Genomic DNA, 14,587 nt, shown 5'->3' with positions numbered 1-14,587 from the left:
TCTTTTAACTTTTAATATTAACATTGATAAGTGATTATTCAGCGATTTCTAAAGCAATTTCCATCATTTGAGTAAATGATGTTTGACGTTCTTCAGCTGATGTAGCTTCATCTCTTAAGATATGATCACTTACAGTAAAAATACCTAATGCTTTTTTACCAGCATGAATTGCATTTAAATATAAGCCAGCTGATTCCATTTCAATACCTAAGATACCCATGTTCTTCCAACTATCGTTAAAATGTTTATCGGCATTATAAAACGTATCTGATGATAAAATATTTCCAACATGTGTAACTGCTCCGATATCATCAGCAACTTGTTTAGCTTTAGTAATTAACTCAAAATCTGCAATTGGAGCAAAGTGACCAGGAATATTAAATTGATCTACATAATTTGAATTAGTTGAAGCAGCTTGAGCAATAATGACATCATATAAATTCACATTCTCTTGTAATGCACCACATGAACCAATTCGAATAATTGTATCAACATCAAAGAAATTATAAAGCTCATACGAATAAATTCCAATACTTGGAATACCCATACCTGAACCCATTACTGAGATTTCTTTACCTTTATATGTGCCAGTGTATCCAAACATATTACGTACTTCATTAAATTGCTCAACATTTTCTAAAAAGTTATCAGCAATATATTTTGCACGTAATGGATCCCCAGGCATTAATACTGTTTTAGCAATTTTAGTTCCATTAGGTTGAATATGAGGTGTACCGTTTGTCATGAATATCTTCTCCTTAACATTTTTATTCAAAATAAAGATAACATTTGTTTAAAATTTTTGCGAATTTTTGTACCATATAAATGAGAGAAACATATAAATTATGTTAATACAGTTGGCTTTCGAGCAATACATTGGAGGAAATTTTTATGGAATATTCAAAATATATTGATCATACACTTTTAAAACCGGAATCAACACGTCAACAGATTGATAAAATTATTTCTGAAGCTAAGGCGTATCATTTTAAATCGATTTGCGTTAATCCAACCCACGTTAAGTATGCTTCTGAACAGCTTGTGAATTCTGATGTGCTTGTATGTACAGTGATTGGGTTCCCACTTGGAGCTACAACAACCGCTACAAAGATTTTTGAAACAGAAGATGCGATTAAAAATGGCGCGTCAGAAATTGATATGGTTATCAATATAGGCGCACTTAAAGATGGAAGATATGAAGACGTTCAAAAAGATATCGAAGGCGTAGTTGGCGCAGCTAATGGAAAAATAGTGAAAGTTATTATTGAAACTGTTCTTTTAACAGACGATGAAAAAGTGAAAGCAAGTGAACTAGCAAAAGCTGCTGGTGCAGATTTCGTTAAAACATCAACTGGCTTTGCTGGGGGAGGCGCTACACCAGAAGATGTGAAATTAATGAAAGACACTGTGGGAGACGAATTAGAGGTTAAAGCTTCAGGTGGCGTACGTAATTTAGAAGATTTCAATAAAATGATTGACGCAGGCGCTACACGTATAGGTGCGAGTGCTGGTGTCCAAATTATTCAAGGTTTAGAGTCAGATTCTGATTATTAATCATGCAGTTGATGTAACAGCATACAGATACAACAGCTTATTTTGAGAGGAGTTCAGAATGATGAGAATGATAGATATTATTGAAAAGAAACGCGATGGAAAATCATTATCTAAAGAGGAAATTGAATTCTTTATCAAAGGCTACACGGAAGGAGATATCCCAGATTATCAAGCCTCAAGTTTAGCTATGGCGATTTTCTTCCAAGATATGAATGAAGAAGAACGTGCAGCTTTAACTATGGCAATGGTTAATTCAGGTGATGTTATTGATTTATCAAAAGTCAATGGTATTAAAGTAGATAAACACTCAACTGGTGGCGTTGGAGATACGACGACATTAGTGTTGGCACCATTAGTAGCTGCAGTGGGAGTGCCAGTTGCCAAAATGAGTGGCCGTGGTTTAGGACATACGGGTGGTACGATTGATAAATTAGAATCTATTGATGGGTTTCATGTTGAAATCTCTGAAGCGGACTTCATTAAACTTGTTAATGAAGATCAAGTTGCAGTGATTGGACAAACAGGCAATTTAACACCTGCAGATAAGAAACTATACGCATTAAGAGATGTTACAGGAACAGTTAACTCTATTCCTCTAATCGCATCATCTATCATGAGTAAGAAAATTGCCGCGGGTGCTGATGCAATCGTCCTAGATGTTAAAACTGGAAATGGTGCATTCATGAAAACATTAGAAGATGCCGAGGCTTTAGCACATGCTATGGTTAGCATAGGAAATAATGTTGGTAGAAATACAATGGCTATTATTTCAGATATGAGCCAACCACTTGGTCGTGCGATTGGGAATGCTTTAGAATTAAAAGAAGCGATTGATACATTAAATGGTCAAGGACCTGAAGATTTAACTGAATTAGTATTAACGCTTGGTTCACAAATGGTCGTACTTGCTGAAAGAGCAAGTACACTTGAAGAGGCGCGTCAATTGCTCAATGAAGCCATTGAAAATGGCTCAGCATTAGATAAATTCAAAACATTTTTAGAAAATCAAGGTGGCGATGCTTCAGTTGTCGATTCACCGGAGTTATTACCGACTGCCGAATATCAAATTGATTATAAAGCAAAATCAAGTGGTGTAGTTTCAGAGCTTATTGCTAATGAAATTGGCGTTGCTTCAATGATGTTAGGTGCGGGAAGACAAACGAAAGAAGATGACATAGATTTAAGTGTTGGCATTGTGTTGAATAAGAAAGTAGGAGACAACGTCAATGAAGGAGAGTCTTTATTAACGATTCACAGTAATCGTGAAAATGTTGATGATGTAATTAAGAAACTTGACGAAAGTATCGAAATTAAAGCGCAAGCAAAAACACCAACATTAATTCATAAAATAATTACAGAGTAGGAGTGTTAAATATGACGACACCATTTAAAAGAGTACATTTAATTGTCATGGATTCAGTAGGTATTGGTGAAGCACCTGATGCTGCAGCTTTTAATGATGAAGGTTCACACACATTAAAACACACGTTAGAAGGTTTTAACCAATCATTACCTAATTTAGAAAAATTAGGATTAGGTAATATTGAAGATTTGCCAGTAGTCAATAAAGTTGAACAACCAGGTGCTTTTTATACTAAATTAAGTGAAGCTTCTGTTGGAAAAGATACGATGACAGGACATTGGGAAATTATGGGACTAAATATCATGCAACCATTTAAAGTTTATCCAAATGGATTTCCTGACGAATTAATTCAAGAGATTGAAGAAATGACAGGTCGAAAAGTTGTAGCAAATAAACCTGCTTCAGGTACTGCAATTATTGATGAATTAGGCGAACATCAAATGAAAACAGGGGATTTAATTGTTTATACTAGTGCAGACCCAGTACTTCAAATTGCTGCACATGAAGATATTATCCCACTTGAAGAATTGTATGATATTTGCGAAAAGGTTCGTGAATTAACTAAGGATCCTAAGTACTTAATTGGCCGTGTTATTGCACGTCCATATGTTGGTGAACCAGGAAACTTTACTCGTACATCTAATCGTCATGATTATGCTTTAAAACCATTTGGTAAAACTGTTATGAATACATTAAAAGATAGTGATTATGATGTTATTGCTATTGGTAAAATCAATGACATCTATGATGGCGAAGGTGTAACTGAAGCCATTCGTACAAAAAATAATATGGATGGAATGGATAAGTTAATAGAAGTTGTCAAAAAAGACTTTAATGGATTAAGTTTCTTAAATCTTGTTGATTTTGATGCTTTATATGGTCATCGTCGTGATAAAGAAGGTTATGCACAAGCCATTAAAGATTTTGACGAACGCTTACCAGAATTAATTGATAATTTACAAGAAGATGATTTAGTGATTATTACTGCTGATCATGGTAATGATCCAATTGCAGAGGGAACAGATCATACTAGAGAATATATTCCAGTGCTTATGTTTAGCCCTAAAATAGATGCATACCATGAATTATCAGGAGATACAACATTTAGTTCTATTGGTGCAACAATTGCAGATAATTTCAATGTTGAATTGCCAAAATACGGAAAAAGTTATTTAAAAGAAATGGGAGTTGAATAATTATGAAAATAATGAGATATTTGTTAGGTTTAGCATTTGGAACAGCAGGAATACTACATTTTACAAAGGAACGTCAATTTAGATCGATTGTACCGGAGTATTTACCATTACGAAAAACAGCAGTTTTAGTGACAGGCGTATTTGAAATGTTCTTTGGAGTTATGTTATTAGCTAAAAAACCTGCGGATTGGTTGAAAAAAGGTATTAATGCATTTTTACTTGCGGTTTTTCCAGGAAACATTTACATGGCAAGAAAGCAATTACCATTAGGAAATAAATCTATTCCTAAGTGGGCATTATACTTAAGATTACCACTTCAATTCATTTTAATAGCTATTGTAAAAAAATTATAATAAAACTTAAATAAACAATACCCTACCTAAAGCATTTAGGTAGGGTATTGTTTATTTAATTATTAATTATTTGCCTTCACCAAAAATGTCGTCCCATTGATTACGCTTATCTAAGAATTCTTTTGCGAGTGCTTTAGCACCTTCAAGAGAATGACTAGCAGCCCAACCGCATTGAACTTCATTGCAAGCAGGAACTTCTGTAGCTTCTAACACATCATTTAAAGTTTTTTCAATAATATTTAATACATCTTCATAATCATCGTGATCAATAAATGAAACATAAAAACCAGTTTGACAACCCATAGGACTTAAATCTACAACTTTATCAGAATGATTTCTAATATTTTCAGCCATTAAATGTTCTAATGAATGTAGCGCTGGCATATCCATATGCGCTTTATTTGGTTGTTTAAAACGTAAATCATATTTTTTGATAACGTCTCCATTAATCCCTTCCATTGTGCCTGCTAAGCGAATATATGGTGCAACTACTTTTGTATGGTCAAGATTAAAACTTTCAACGTTCATTTTAGTCATATTTATTTCCTCCTATAAATACATTGCTTGAATAATATGATTGTAACAAGAGTGCTAATCATTTACAATTTTCTTAATCAAGTAATTCAAATGCTTATTGTAAGAAAATTTTGTAAATTCAAATGAATGTGATGACAATCTATAGTAAATCCGATAAAATAAGTAATAATTAAATTTAAAGATACATCAAGAAATGGATTGACTTGATGTCTAAATAAATATGGATATTAATATTCGTGTATAAAAGGAGTATAGATTGATGAGTAGTAAACAAGAGATATTAGACTATATAGAGAATAAAAAGTACGATTATGTCGAAATAAGCCATCGTATACACGAGCGTCCTGAGTTAGGCAATGAAGAGATATTTGCATCAAGAACATTGATTGATCAATTAAGAGCAAATGATTTTGAGATAGAAACGGATATTGCCGGACATGCTACTGGGTTCATTGCAACTTACCAGTCTGAAAAAGAAGGACCAACTATAGGATATTTAGCTGAATATGATGCTTTACCTGGTTTAGGTCATGCATGTGGCCACAATATCATTGGGACAGCAAGTGTATTAGCAGGAATAGCACTTAAACAAGTCATCGATCATGTTGGTGGAAAAGTAGTTGTATTAGGATGTCCTGCCGAAGAAGGTGGAGAAAATGGAAGTGCAAAAGCTTCATATGTAAAAGCCGGTGTGATTGATGATATTGACATTGCACTTATGATTCATCCTGGAAATGAAACATATCCAACGATAAATACATTAGCCGTTGATGTGCTTGATATTAAATTTTATGGTAAAAGCGCCCACGCTTCAGAAAATGCGGATGAGGCTTTAAATGCATTAGATGCGATGATTTCTTATTTCAATGGTGTAGCTCAATTACGTCAACATATTAAGAAAAGTCATCGTGTACACGGTGTAATTTTAGATGGAGGTAAAGCTGCTAATATTATACCTGATTATACACATGCGAGATTTTATACACGTGCCACTACTAGAAAAGAACTTGATATTTTAACAGAACGTGTTAATCAAATTGCAAGAGGTGCAGCCATCCAAACGGGTTGTGACTATGAATTTGGTCCTATTCAAAATGGTGTAAATGAATTTATAAAAACACCTAAACTAGACGAATTATTTGAAAAATACGCCATAGAAGTTGGCGAAGAAGTAAGTTATGATGATTTTGGTTTTGGTTCGACAGATACAGGAAATGTTAGTCATATAGTTCCTACGATTCATCCACATGTTAAAATTGGTTCAAGAAATTTAGTAGGTCATACACACCGTTTTAGAGAAGCAGCTGCAAGTGTTCATGGTGATCAAGCTTTGATTCGAGGCGCAAAAATTATTGCTCTTATGGGACTAGAATTAATTGAAAATAAAAAACTATTTGATGAGGTTGTAGAGCAACATTCTCAAATAAAGGGGTAAATAAATGAAAAATGAATATAGTGTTCCAAAGTTAACGTTAAGTGATTTGTATAATGAAAATATTGTATATAATTCAAGGCCTTCTTATGCATTGAATCCTTGGCTCACAACAGAAGAGCATCAGTCTAATTTTTTGACTGGTCGTGAAATGATTATCGCTAAGGATATGCCGATTGTTGTACACGAAGCGAGTATTACAGATAAGTTACAACAACTATTTGATTTTATTGGTAAAAAAATACCAAAGCATCTTTATACATTTAGAGATCGTGAAACGTATGAACGCTTGTTACAAGAGATTATCAATAAAGAAGGGAAAAAAATATATTTTCAATATATCGAAAACAATGACATAGTAGATGACGAAGCGTATGCCATTGATAAAGACGTTTTTGTAGCTTTAAATAATAAATCACGTATTCCTGAATGGACAAATCATAAATATTTACCAGACCGTGAAATTGTGTCAATTAGAGATTTCAAAGGTCGTATCAAAGATTGGGATTATCCTTTTGTAATTAAGCCAGGAGATGAATTACCAACTGCAGGTGGTTATGGCGTAATGATTTGCTATAACGACGAAGACTTAGAAAAAGCAACTCAACGAATATTTGAAGCGGCCCATGCTACCGATAATTTAATCATTGAACAAAAAATAGAAGCAGTTAAAAATTATTGTGTCCAATTTGCATATTCTAAAGAAATAGGTATCACCTATCTAGGTACTGCCCATCAAATTACTGATAAATATGGTCTATACGCAGGAAATGAAAATGTGCATGATGTTCCAGAAAAAGTGATTCAAGCTGGTCGTGAAATTATGCAAAATGGAGTGAACTTAGGCTTTATTGGTGTGGCAGGATTTGATTTATTATTAGATGAAAATGATAATGTATTTGCTATAGATTTGAATTTTAGACAAAATGGTTCGACAAGCATGCTACTATTACAAGATGAATTAAATCCTAACTATCAAAAATTTTATAGTTATTTTTCAAGAGGAGATAATACTCGTTTCTTCAATGTTATTTTAAAATATGTTAAACAAGGCGTGCTTTATCCTCTTTCGTATTATGACGGTGATTGGTTTGGTAAAGATGAAGTGAATTCTCGCTTTGGATGTATATGGAATGCTGATTCTAAAGAAGAAGTTGAACAATTAGAACAAGCATTTATTAGTGAACTTGATGATACTAATTAAGTTAGAGTATAGGTTAAATTAATTATAAAAAAAAATATGGATGTTTGACGTTAATTTTAATATAATTTAACATTTAATTAGTATATTAAGAGAGAGGGTTTGTAATGGAATATAAGCATAATGACTATTTCAAAGAGATATTAATTAATGAAGTCATTATTTTGGCTAGTAAAAATAAAAAATTAATTCGTATTCATCATGAAGATGGTGATTACACAGGAATGTGGACGAATGAAGACATCGCAAAAGAGTATTTAAATCACTCAGACATTCAATTTGATCGACTATTAAATATTGATATTGATACGTTCGTTACGTATGATATGGATGAATTGTTTGATGAAAGTGATAAAATTTTAATCAATACTTCAAGTAAAGAAGAGGGACATATTGTCAAAGTTGTAGACATGATGAATGAACTCATGTCTGAATTAGACAAAATTCGTCTTAAAGAATTTGCAAAAGATATTTCAAAAGAAAATCATGTTTTTGGCTTAACACGTAAAGGGGAAAAAAGATTTATTCTTATTAGTGATAAAGAAAATCAAAAACCTAATATTATGCCTGTATGGAGTATTAAAAATCGGGCACGAAAAGTTCGTGATAAAGATTTTGAAGAATGTGATTTAATCGAAATTGAAGGTAGTGTATTTAGTGAATGGCTTGATAAATTAAGAGATAATGATCAAGCTGTCGCAGTAGACTTAAAACCTGGAGTCGTAGGCACCATTGTTTCTCCACAAAAAGTATCTAATGAATTATCATTTTAAATCAAATCCCAATAGGTTTCTTTTTTAAGAAATCTATTGGGATTTTTATGTTAATGTTTTTAGTTTGAATTAGCTTAAATGAAGGACACCGATTGCACCTGAAAATGCACCATTTTCAATATAAAAAGGATGACATCCTCGTAAAACAGTATAATCCTCAATAACTTTTCGTAGTAAGGGATTATTATTAAAAGAAGACCCAATATAAACAACATTTTTTGTTTGACATTCACGAGCTACTGTAATCGCCATCGTTGTAATCACTTCGCCAACGACACCCACGACAGATGCTAATTTATCTGAGTTAGTAAAATGTTCATTCATATTATTTAGTACATTGCCAAAGTTTGCAGCAGTGAGTTCACCAGGAATAGGCGGTTCAGAATCTTTATATATATGTTTAACTTTTAAATCGATAATATCTCTATTTCCAGATTGAGCGAGATTTGTAAGTGTTTCATAATCAGATATTTCAGTCAATAAATAACCTAAACCTCGAATCATTCCGCCACCCGTACCAATTCCGCCTACACGTTCTTGATGGTGACCATTATAATAGTGTAAAGATGTACCAGTACCTATGTTTGCAAATATGTATTGATTAATATGATGGCCTTGCTCCTTAAGTAAAATACCTAATCCCTTTGAAGCAGCATCAAATTCAACAAATATTTGGGATGATTGTTTGATGTTTTCAGCAATAACGCCTGCGTTACCACCTGTTAAATTGATTTTTTCGAATTCATTTTGGTTTAACCATTGAATGACTTTATTTATATCTGTTGTTAATTCAGTTGACAATGTACGGTGTGTATCATCTTCCATTGCTATTTTAATTAATGTACCGCCGGCATCGATACCTACTCTCATTTTTTTCACCTCTAAAATTAATATATGACATGTTAATACTATAATAATTTTGACGAATTGCAATTATTTTACAATATTATAAAATAAATAGTAAATATTAGAGTAAATAGATTATTTTATAAGATTTAAAGGTTATATATGATATTATTAAAACAACTTTGAGATATAGGGGTTAATTTTATGAGTATAGTAAAGCAATTTGAAAATATTACAATTCAGGAATTTGAAGAACAATATCGCGATGATGTCTTAAACTTTGAATTAAGCGAACGACAACAAATTTATTCATCATTACCTAAATCTGTATTAGAAGATGCTTTAAAAGATGAAAATCGAGTAGCTAATATTGCCATTAATGAAAATGGAGATGTAGTAGGATTCTTCATACTTCATCAGTATTATCAACATGAAGGATATGATACACCTGAGCATGTCGTTTATGTTCGATCATTGTCTATTAATGAAAAATTTCAAGGACAAGGCTATGGTACAACTATGATGATGTATTTACCTCAATATGTTCAACTATTATTTCCAGATTTCAATCATTTATATTTAGTTGTTGATACTGAAAATGAAGGGGCATGGAATGTATATGAACGTGCTGGATTCATGCATACTGCTACTAAAGAAGAAGGACCCATCGGTAAAGAACGTTTATACTATTTAGATTTGGATTCTAAACATGTATCGTCATTGAAATTAGTTGAGAATAAAAATTCAAATATTGCAATGTATCAAATTATTGATTTATTAAAAGATGATCAAAAAGTTGGATTTATTGCACTCGAACATCTAGATACTCATCTAAACATCGCTGCAATAGAAGTCTATAAAGATCAAAGAAAAGAGGGGATTGCTGGGAGTGCTTTAAGACAACTTCCTACATATGTACGTAAACATTTTAAAGAAATAAGAAGTATAGGTATTACATTATTTGGGGAAAATAATGAACTTAAGCCATTATGTATTAGTAGCGGCTTTGTTGAGACAGATCAATCAGATGACTTAGTTATTTTCAAAAAATATATTAATTACTAATTGAATAGCAATTGCGAAATCATAAAATGTCATTTATAATTTATCTTTGTTACTATTAATAAAAGCAATGTAAAGATAATAAAATCCTTTGAAAGGAAGTTTAGTTATAATGAAAATTCAAGATTATACTAAAGAAATGGTTGATGAAAAATCATTTATCGATATGGCTTATACTTTATTACACGATAAAGGGTCAACAATGAATCTCTATGATATTATTGACGAATTTAAAAGTCTCGGTAATTATGAATATGATGAAATTGAAAATCGTATTGTACAATTTTATACTGACTTAAATACAGATGGACGTTTCTTAAATGTTGGTGAAAATCAATGGGGATTACGTGATTGGTATTCAGTAGATGATATTGAAGAAAAAATTGCACCAACAATTCAAAAATTTGATATTCTTGATGACGATGATGAAGAAGATGAAAATCTTAAGTTACTTGGCGACGATGAAATGGATGATGACGATGATATTCCAGCTCAAACGGATGATCAAGAAACATTAGATGATTCTGATGATAATGAAGAAGATATTGACGGTTCAGATATCGTTATTGAAGAAGATGATGATGACGACATCGCTGAAGGTGAAGAAGAAGCATTTGAAGATGCAGAAGATTTTAATGACTAAATATTAGTTTTAATTGACTTTTGAATGAAAAATGTTAAAATTTTATTCGGGCTCCTTTAATTAGGACACGTGTATAAATGTTATACGCTCCCCTTACAAATATGTGAGAGGGAGCGATTTTTTTATTTTTAGGAAATGTTTAAATTTTGTAGAGATAGAGTAAGGAAGCAACCCTTAATAAATTAGGAGGTCAGACAATGACAAAATTTATCTTTGTAACCGGCGGAGTAGTTTCATCTTTAGGTAAAGGTATCACAGCCGCTTCTCTAGGAAGATTGTTAAAAGACAGAGGACTTAAAGTAACAATTCAAAAATTTGATCCATATTTAAATGTTGATCCTGGTACAATGAGTCCTTATCAACATGGAGAGGTATTTGTTACAGATGATGGCGCTGAAACTGACTTGGACTTAGGACATTATGAACGTTTTATAGATATCAATTTAAATAAATATTCGAATGTCACTGCGGGAAAAGTATATTCACATGTGCTAAAAAAAGAACGTCGTGGAGATTATTTAGGTGGAACAGTTCAAGTGATTCCACACATTACAAATGAAATTAAAGAACGCTTATTATTGGCTGGAGAAAGTACAAATGCGGATGTGGTCATTACCGAAATAGGCGGTACAACAGGTGATATTGAATCTCTTCCATTTATTGAAGCTATTCGCCAAATTAGAAGTGACCTTGGCCGTGAGAATGTTATGTATGTTCATTGTACATTACTTCCATACATTAAAGCAGCTGGAGAAATGAAAACTAAACCAACACAACATAGTGTAAAAGAATTACGTGGTTTAGGTATTCAACCTGATTTAATTGTTGTTCGAACAGAATATGAAATGACTCAAGATTTAAAAGATAAAATTGCTTTATTCTGTGATATAGATAAAGAAAGTGTTATTGAATGTAGAGATGCATCGTCATTATATGAAATCCCATTACAATTAAGTGCTCAAAATATGGACGATATTGTAATTAAACGCTTAGATTTAGATGCTAAATACGATACACAATTAGATGAATGGCAATATTTATTAGATACCGTTAATTCATTAGATGGTACGATTACTATTGGCTTAGTTGGTAAATATGTAAGTTTACAAGATGCATACTTGTCAGTGGTGGAATCACTAAAACATGCAGGTTATCCATTGAAAAAAGATGTTGTAGTAAAATGGATTGATTCAAGTGAAGTGACAGACGAAAATGTAGAGAGTTATTTAAGTGATGTTGATGGAATTTTAGTTCCTGGTGGCTTTGGTTTTAGAGCGAGTGAAGGTAAAATTTCAGCTATCAAATATGCAAGGGAAAATAATATACCTTATTTTGGTATTTGCTTAGGAATGCAATTAGCAACTGTCGAATTTGCAAGAAATGTTGTAGGACTTAAAGATGCTCATTCAGCAGAACTTGATCCAAATACACCATATCCAATTATTGATTTGTTACCTGAACAAAAAGATATCGAAGATTTAGGTGGCACATTACGTTTAGGTCTTTATCCATGTACTATTAAAGATCATACTTTGGCACATGACATTTATAATGAAACAAATATTGAAGAGCGTCATCGTCATCGTTATGAATTTAATAATGCTTATAGAGAACAATTAGAAGATAAAGGAATGGTCTTTTCTGGTACTAGTCCAGATGGTCGTTTAGTGGAAATGGTAGAAATTCCAGAAAATGATTTCTTCATTGCTTGTCAATTCCATCCGGAATTCTTATCTAGACCTAATAGACCACAGCCAATTTTCAAAGCTTTTGTAGAAGCTGCTTATAAACACCAACAAAATTAAAATATCAAAATAGAAGCGGAATAGACTTTAAAAGTAGTCTATTCCGCTTCATTTATATCAATTTATATAGAAGATAAAGGTTGTACATGTTAGGCGCTAATGATTATAAAGTTAATTTATAATTCCAAGTCTCTAGTCATTTCAATCATTTGTGTATATATATCATAGTAAATGTAATTAAACGCCATTGTATGAGGTTGTACAATTTTATCGTAATCCTCAGTATATACAATCGGACGCGGAGTTGATAAGTTTACAAAATGCATAAGATGTTCAGGGAAATCTTCTTGTTTAGGACGATTGCATACTAATACAAAATCAATATCTTTGTCTATTAATTGTTGAACATCTTGAGCAACCTCCTTAGTATAAAAAGGAGAGAATAAAAATACACGATCAGTTGTGTCTAAATCATTTAAACTGTTTAATTCACTCAATTTTTTACTAGAATTTAATTTTTCATCACTTTCTAATATAAAAGTTTCAAAAAATTTTAAATCTCCATAACCATTAATATATACATATCCTTCTCCACCAATAGCTTGGATTAAACATTGAGCAGCCATTTGTATGTCTAACGCTTGGTCTTCTAAACGATTAAATATACCCGTTAATTGTGTTTGTAGTATCTTTGACATGATTATCCTCCATTTCATTAGTATTGTAATGAAATATAATATTTTATGCAATGAAGCTTCAAAAGTTATCAATTATTTTTAAATTAAGCATGCAATAAAAAATATTATCTGCTATAATAATTTTTGAAAATTTATGTAATTGGATACAAGGAGGAACTTTCATGCCATTAGTTTCAATGAAAGAAATGTTAATCGATGCGAAAGAAAATGGTTATGCGGTTGGTCAATACAACTTAAATAACTTAGAATTTACACAAGCTATTTTAGAAGCTTCTCAAGAAGAGAACGCGCCAGTGATCTTAGGTGTTTCCGAAGGTGCTGCACGTTATATGAGTGGTTTTTATACAGTAGTTAAAATGGTAGAAGGTTTAATGCATGATTTAAACATTACTATACCAGTAGCTATCCACCTAGATCATGGTTCAAGTTTTGAAAAATGTAAAGAAGCTATTGATGCTGGATTTACTTCAGTAATGATTGATGCTTCACATAGCCCATTTGAAGAAAATATTGAAATTACTTCTAAAGTAGTAGAATATGCACATCAACATGGCGTGTCAGTTGAAGCTGAATTAGGAACAGTGGGTGGACAAGAAGATGATGTTGTAGGCGGTATCATCTATGCCGATCCTAAAGAATGTCAAGAATTAGTCGAAAGAACTGGTATTGATACTTTAGCACCAGCATTAGGTTCAGTACATGGTCCTTATAAAGGCGAACCTAAATTAGGCTTCAAAGAAATGGAAGAAATTGGTGCATCAACTGGATTACCACTTGTTTTACATGGTGGTACAGGTATTCCAACTAAAGATATTCAAAAAGCAATCCCTTATGGTACTGCAAAAATTAATGTAAATACTGAAAATCAAATTGCTTCAGCTAAAGCTGTTAGAGATGTATTGAACAATGATAAAGAAGTTTACGATCCTCGCAAATACTTAGGTCCAGCACGTGAAGCTATTAAAGAAACAGTAAAAGGCAAAATTAGAGAGTTTGGTACGTCTAATCGCGCTAAATAAAATAATTATTATTAAAGGTTAAGGCAACCTGAACTGTCAGCAAAGTGTTCGCTTTGTTGACAGTTTTTTTATTTTATACAAAAATTTTACGATATATTATTAAAGTATTTGTATAAAGTTAGTCATGCTGAATGTTAATCAATTACTGACTCATGATTTATAAAA

General features: G+C 32.1%; 15 protein-coding genes. 11 read left to right on the top strand and 4 right to left on the bottom strand.

Annotation, left to right across the window (positions count from 1 at the left end):
* Window positions 1-34: 34 nt before the first annotated feature.
* The gene (gene deoD / locus NR218_RS05855) at window positions 35-745 is read right to left on the bottom strand and encodes a purine-nucleoside phosphorylase (protein ID WP_017176091.1); all 711 of its coding nucleotides are present in this window, start codon (window positions 743-745) and stop codon (window positions 35-37) included.
* Window positions 746-891: 146 nt separating this feature from the next.
* Here deoD and deoC point away from each other — a divergent pair, with 146 nt between their 5' ends.
* The 4 genes from deoC (at window position 892) to NR218_RS05835 (ending at window position 4,466) form a co-directional block, all read left to right on the top strand.
* Window positions 892-1,554 (top strand): deoxyribose-phosphate aldolase, encoded by a 663-nt coding sequence (gene deoC, locus NR218_RS05850; protein WP_017176092.1) that lies wholly within the window; start codon window positions 892-894, stop codon window positions 1,552-1,554.
* Between the two features lie 61 nt (window positions 1,555-1,615).
* Window positions 1,616-2,917, top strand: a complete 1,302-nt coding sequence (locus tag NR218_RS05845; RefSeq protein ID WP_017176093.1) for a pyrimidine-nucleoside phosphorylase — start codon at window positions 1,616-1,618, stop codon at window positions 2,915-2,917.
* A gap of 11 nt (window positions 2,918-2,928) precedes the next feature.
* Window positions 2,929-4,113, top strand: coding sequence for a phosphopentomutase (gene deoB, locus NR218_RS05840; RefSeq protein WP_019835529.1), 1,185 nt, complete (start codon window positions 2,929-2,931; stop codon window positions 4,111-4,113).
* A gap of 2 nt (window positions 4,114-4,115) precedes the next feature.
* On the top strand, window positions 4,116-4,466 hold the full coding sequence (locus NR218_RS05835; RefSeq protein ID WP_017176095.1) for a membrane protein: 351 nt from the start codon (window positions 4,116-4,118) through the stop codon (window positions 4,464-4,466).
* Between the two features lie 66 nt (window positions 4,467-4,532).
* On the opposite strand, the gene NR218_RS05830 is transcribed toward NR218_RS05835, so the two are convergent.
* Window positions 4,533-5,003 carry an S-ribosylhomocysteine lyase gene (locus tag NR218_RS05830; protein ID WP_049419941.1) on the bottom strand — a complete coding sequence of 157 codons (471 nt, stop codon included), beginning with the start codon at window positions 5,001-5,003 and terminating at the stop codon, window positions 4,533-4,535.
* Window positions 5,004-5,262: 259 nt separating this feature from the next.
* Here NR218_RS05830 and NR218_RS05825 point away from each other — a divergent pair, with 259 nt between their 5' ends.
* The 3 genes from NR218_RS05825 (at window position 5,263) to NR218_RS05815 (ending at window position 8,409) form a co-directional block, all read left to right on the top strand.
* Entirely contained in the window at window positions 5,263-6,438 is a 1,176-nt protein-coding gene (locus NR218_RS05825) for a M20 family metallopeptidase (RefSeq protein ID WP_017175111.1), read from the top strand.
* 4 nt (window positions 6,439-6,442) lie between these two features.
* Window positions 6,443-7,639, top strand: coding sequence for an L-aspartate--L-methionine ligase LdmS (ldmS, locus tag NR218_RS05820; protein WP_037541099.1), 1,197 nt, complete (start codon window positions 6,443-6,445; stop codon window positions 7,637-7,639).
* Between the two features lie 104 nt (window positions 7,640-7,743).
* Window positions 7,744-8,409 (top strand): DUF2750 domain-containing protein, encoded by a 666-nt coding sequence (locus NR218_RS05815; RefSeq protein ID WP_017175113.1) that lies wholly within the window; start codon window positions 7,744-7,746, stop codon window positions 8,407-8,409.
* A gap of 69 nt (window positions 8,410-8,478) precedes the next feature.
* Here the strand turns inward: NR218_RS05815 and coaW are convergent, their stop codons facing one another.
* Entirely contained in the window at window positions 8,479-9,279 is an 801-nt protein-coding gene (gene coaW, locus NR218_RS05810; protein WP_017175114.1) for a type II pantothenate kinase, read from the bottom strand.
* A gap of 180 nt (window positions 9,280-9,459) precedes the next feature.
* Here coaW and NR218_RS05805 point away from each other — a divergent pair, with 180 nt between their 5' ends.
* From NR218_RS05805 to NR218_RS05795, 3 genes are all read left to right on the top strand, one after another.
* Window positions 9,460-10,320 (top strand): GNAT family N-acetyltransferase, encoded by an 861-nt coding sequence (locus NR218_RS05805; protein WP_049414157.1) that lies wholly within the window; start codon window positions 9,460-9,462, stop codon window positions 10,318-10,320.
* Window positions 10,321-10,429: 109 nt separating this feature from the next.
* Window positions 10,430-10,960 carry a DNA-directed RNA polymerase subunit delta gene (rpoE, locus tag NR218_RS05800; RefSeq protein WP_002448639.1) on the top strand — a complete coding sequence of 177 codons (531 nt, stop codon included), beginning with the start codon at window positions 10,430-10,432 and terminating at the stop codon, window positions 10,958-10,960.
* A 197-nt stretch (window positions 10,961-11,157) separates the two neighbouring features.
* On the top strand, window positions 11,158-12,765 hold the full coding sequence (locus NR218_RS05795; RefSeq protein ID WP_019835603.1) for a CTP synthase: 1,608 nt from the start codon (window positions 11,158-11,160) through the stop codon (window positions 12,763-12,765).
* 116 nt (window positions 12,766-12,881) lie between these two features.
* Here NR218_RS05795 and NR218_RS05790 read toward each other — a convergent pair whose 3' ends face one another.
* Entirely contained in the window at window positions 12,882-13,403 is a 522-nt protein-coding gene (locus tag NR218_RS05790) for a DUF2529 domain-containing protein (RefSeq protein ID WP_019835604.1), read from the bottom strand.
* A gap of 161 nt (window positions 13,404-13,564) precedes the next feature.
* Here NR218_RS05790 and fdaB point away from each other — a divergent pair, with 161 nt between their 5' ends.
* A complete protein-coding gene (gene fdaB, locus NR218_RS05785; RefSeq protein WP_002448638.1) occupies window positions 13,565-14,422 on the top strand; it encodes a class IIb fructose-bisphosphate aldolase FdaB in 858 nt (285 codons plus the stop codon).
* The last annotated feature ends 165 nt before the right edge of the window (window positions 14,423-14,587 follow it).

This window comes from Staphylococcus sp. SUC_1.2, from assembly GCF_026222585.1.
This window is presented reverse-complemented; position numbering and strand designations above follow the sequence as displayed.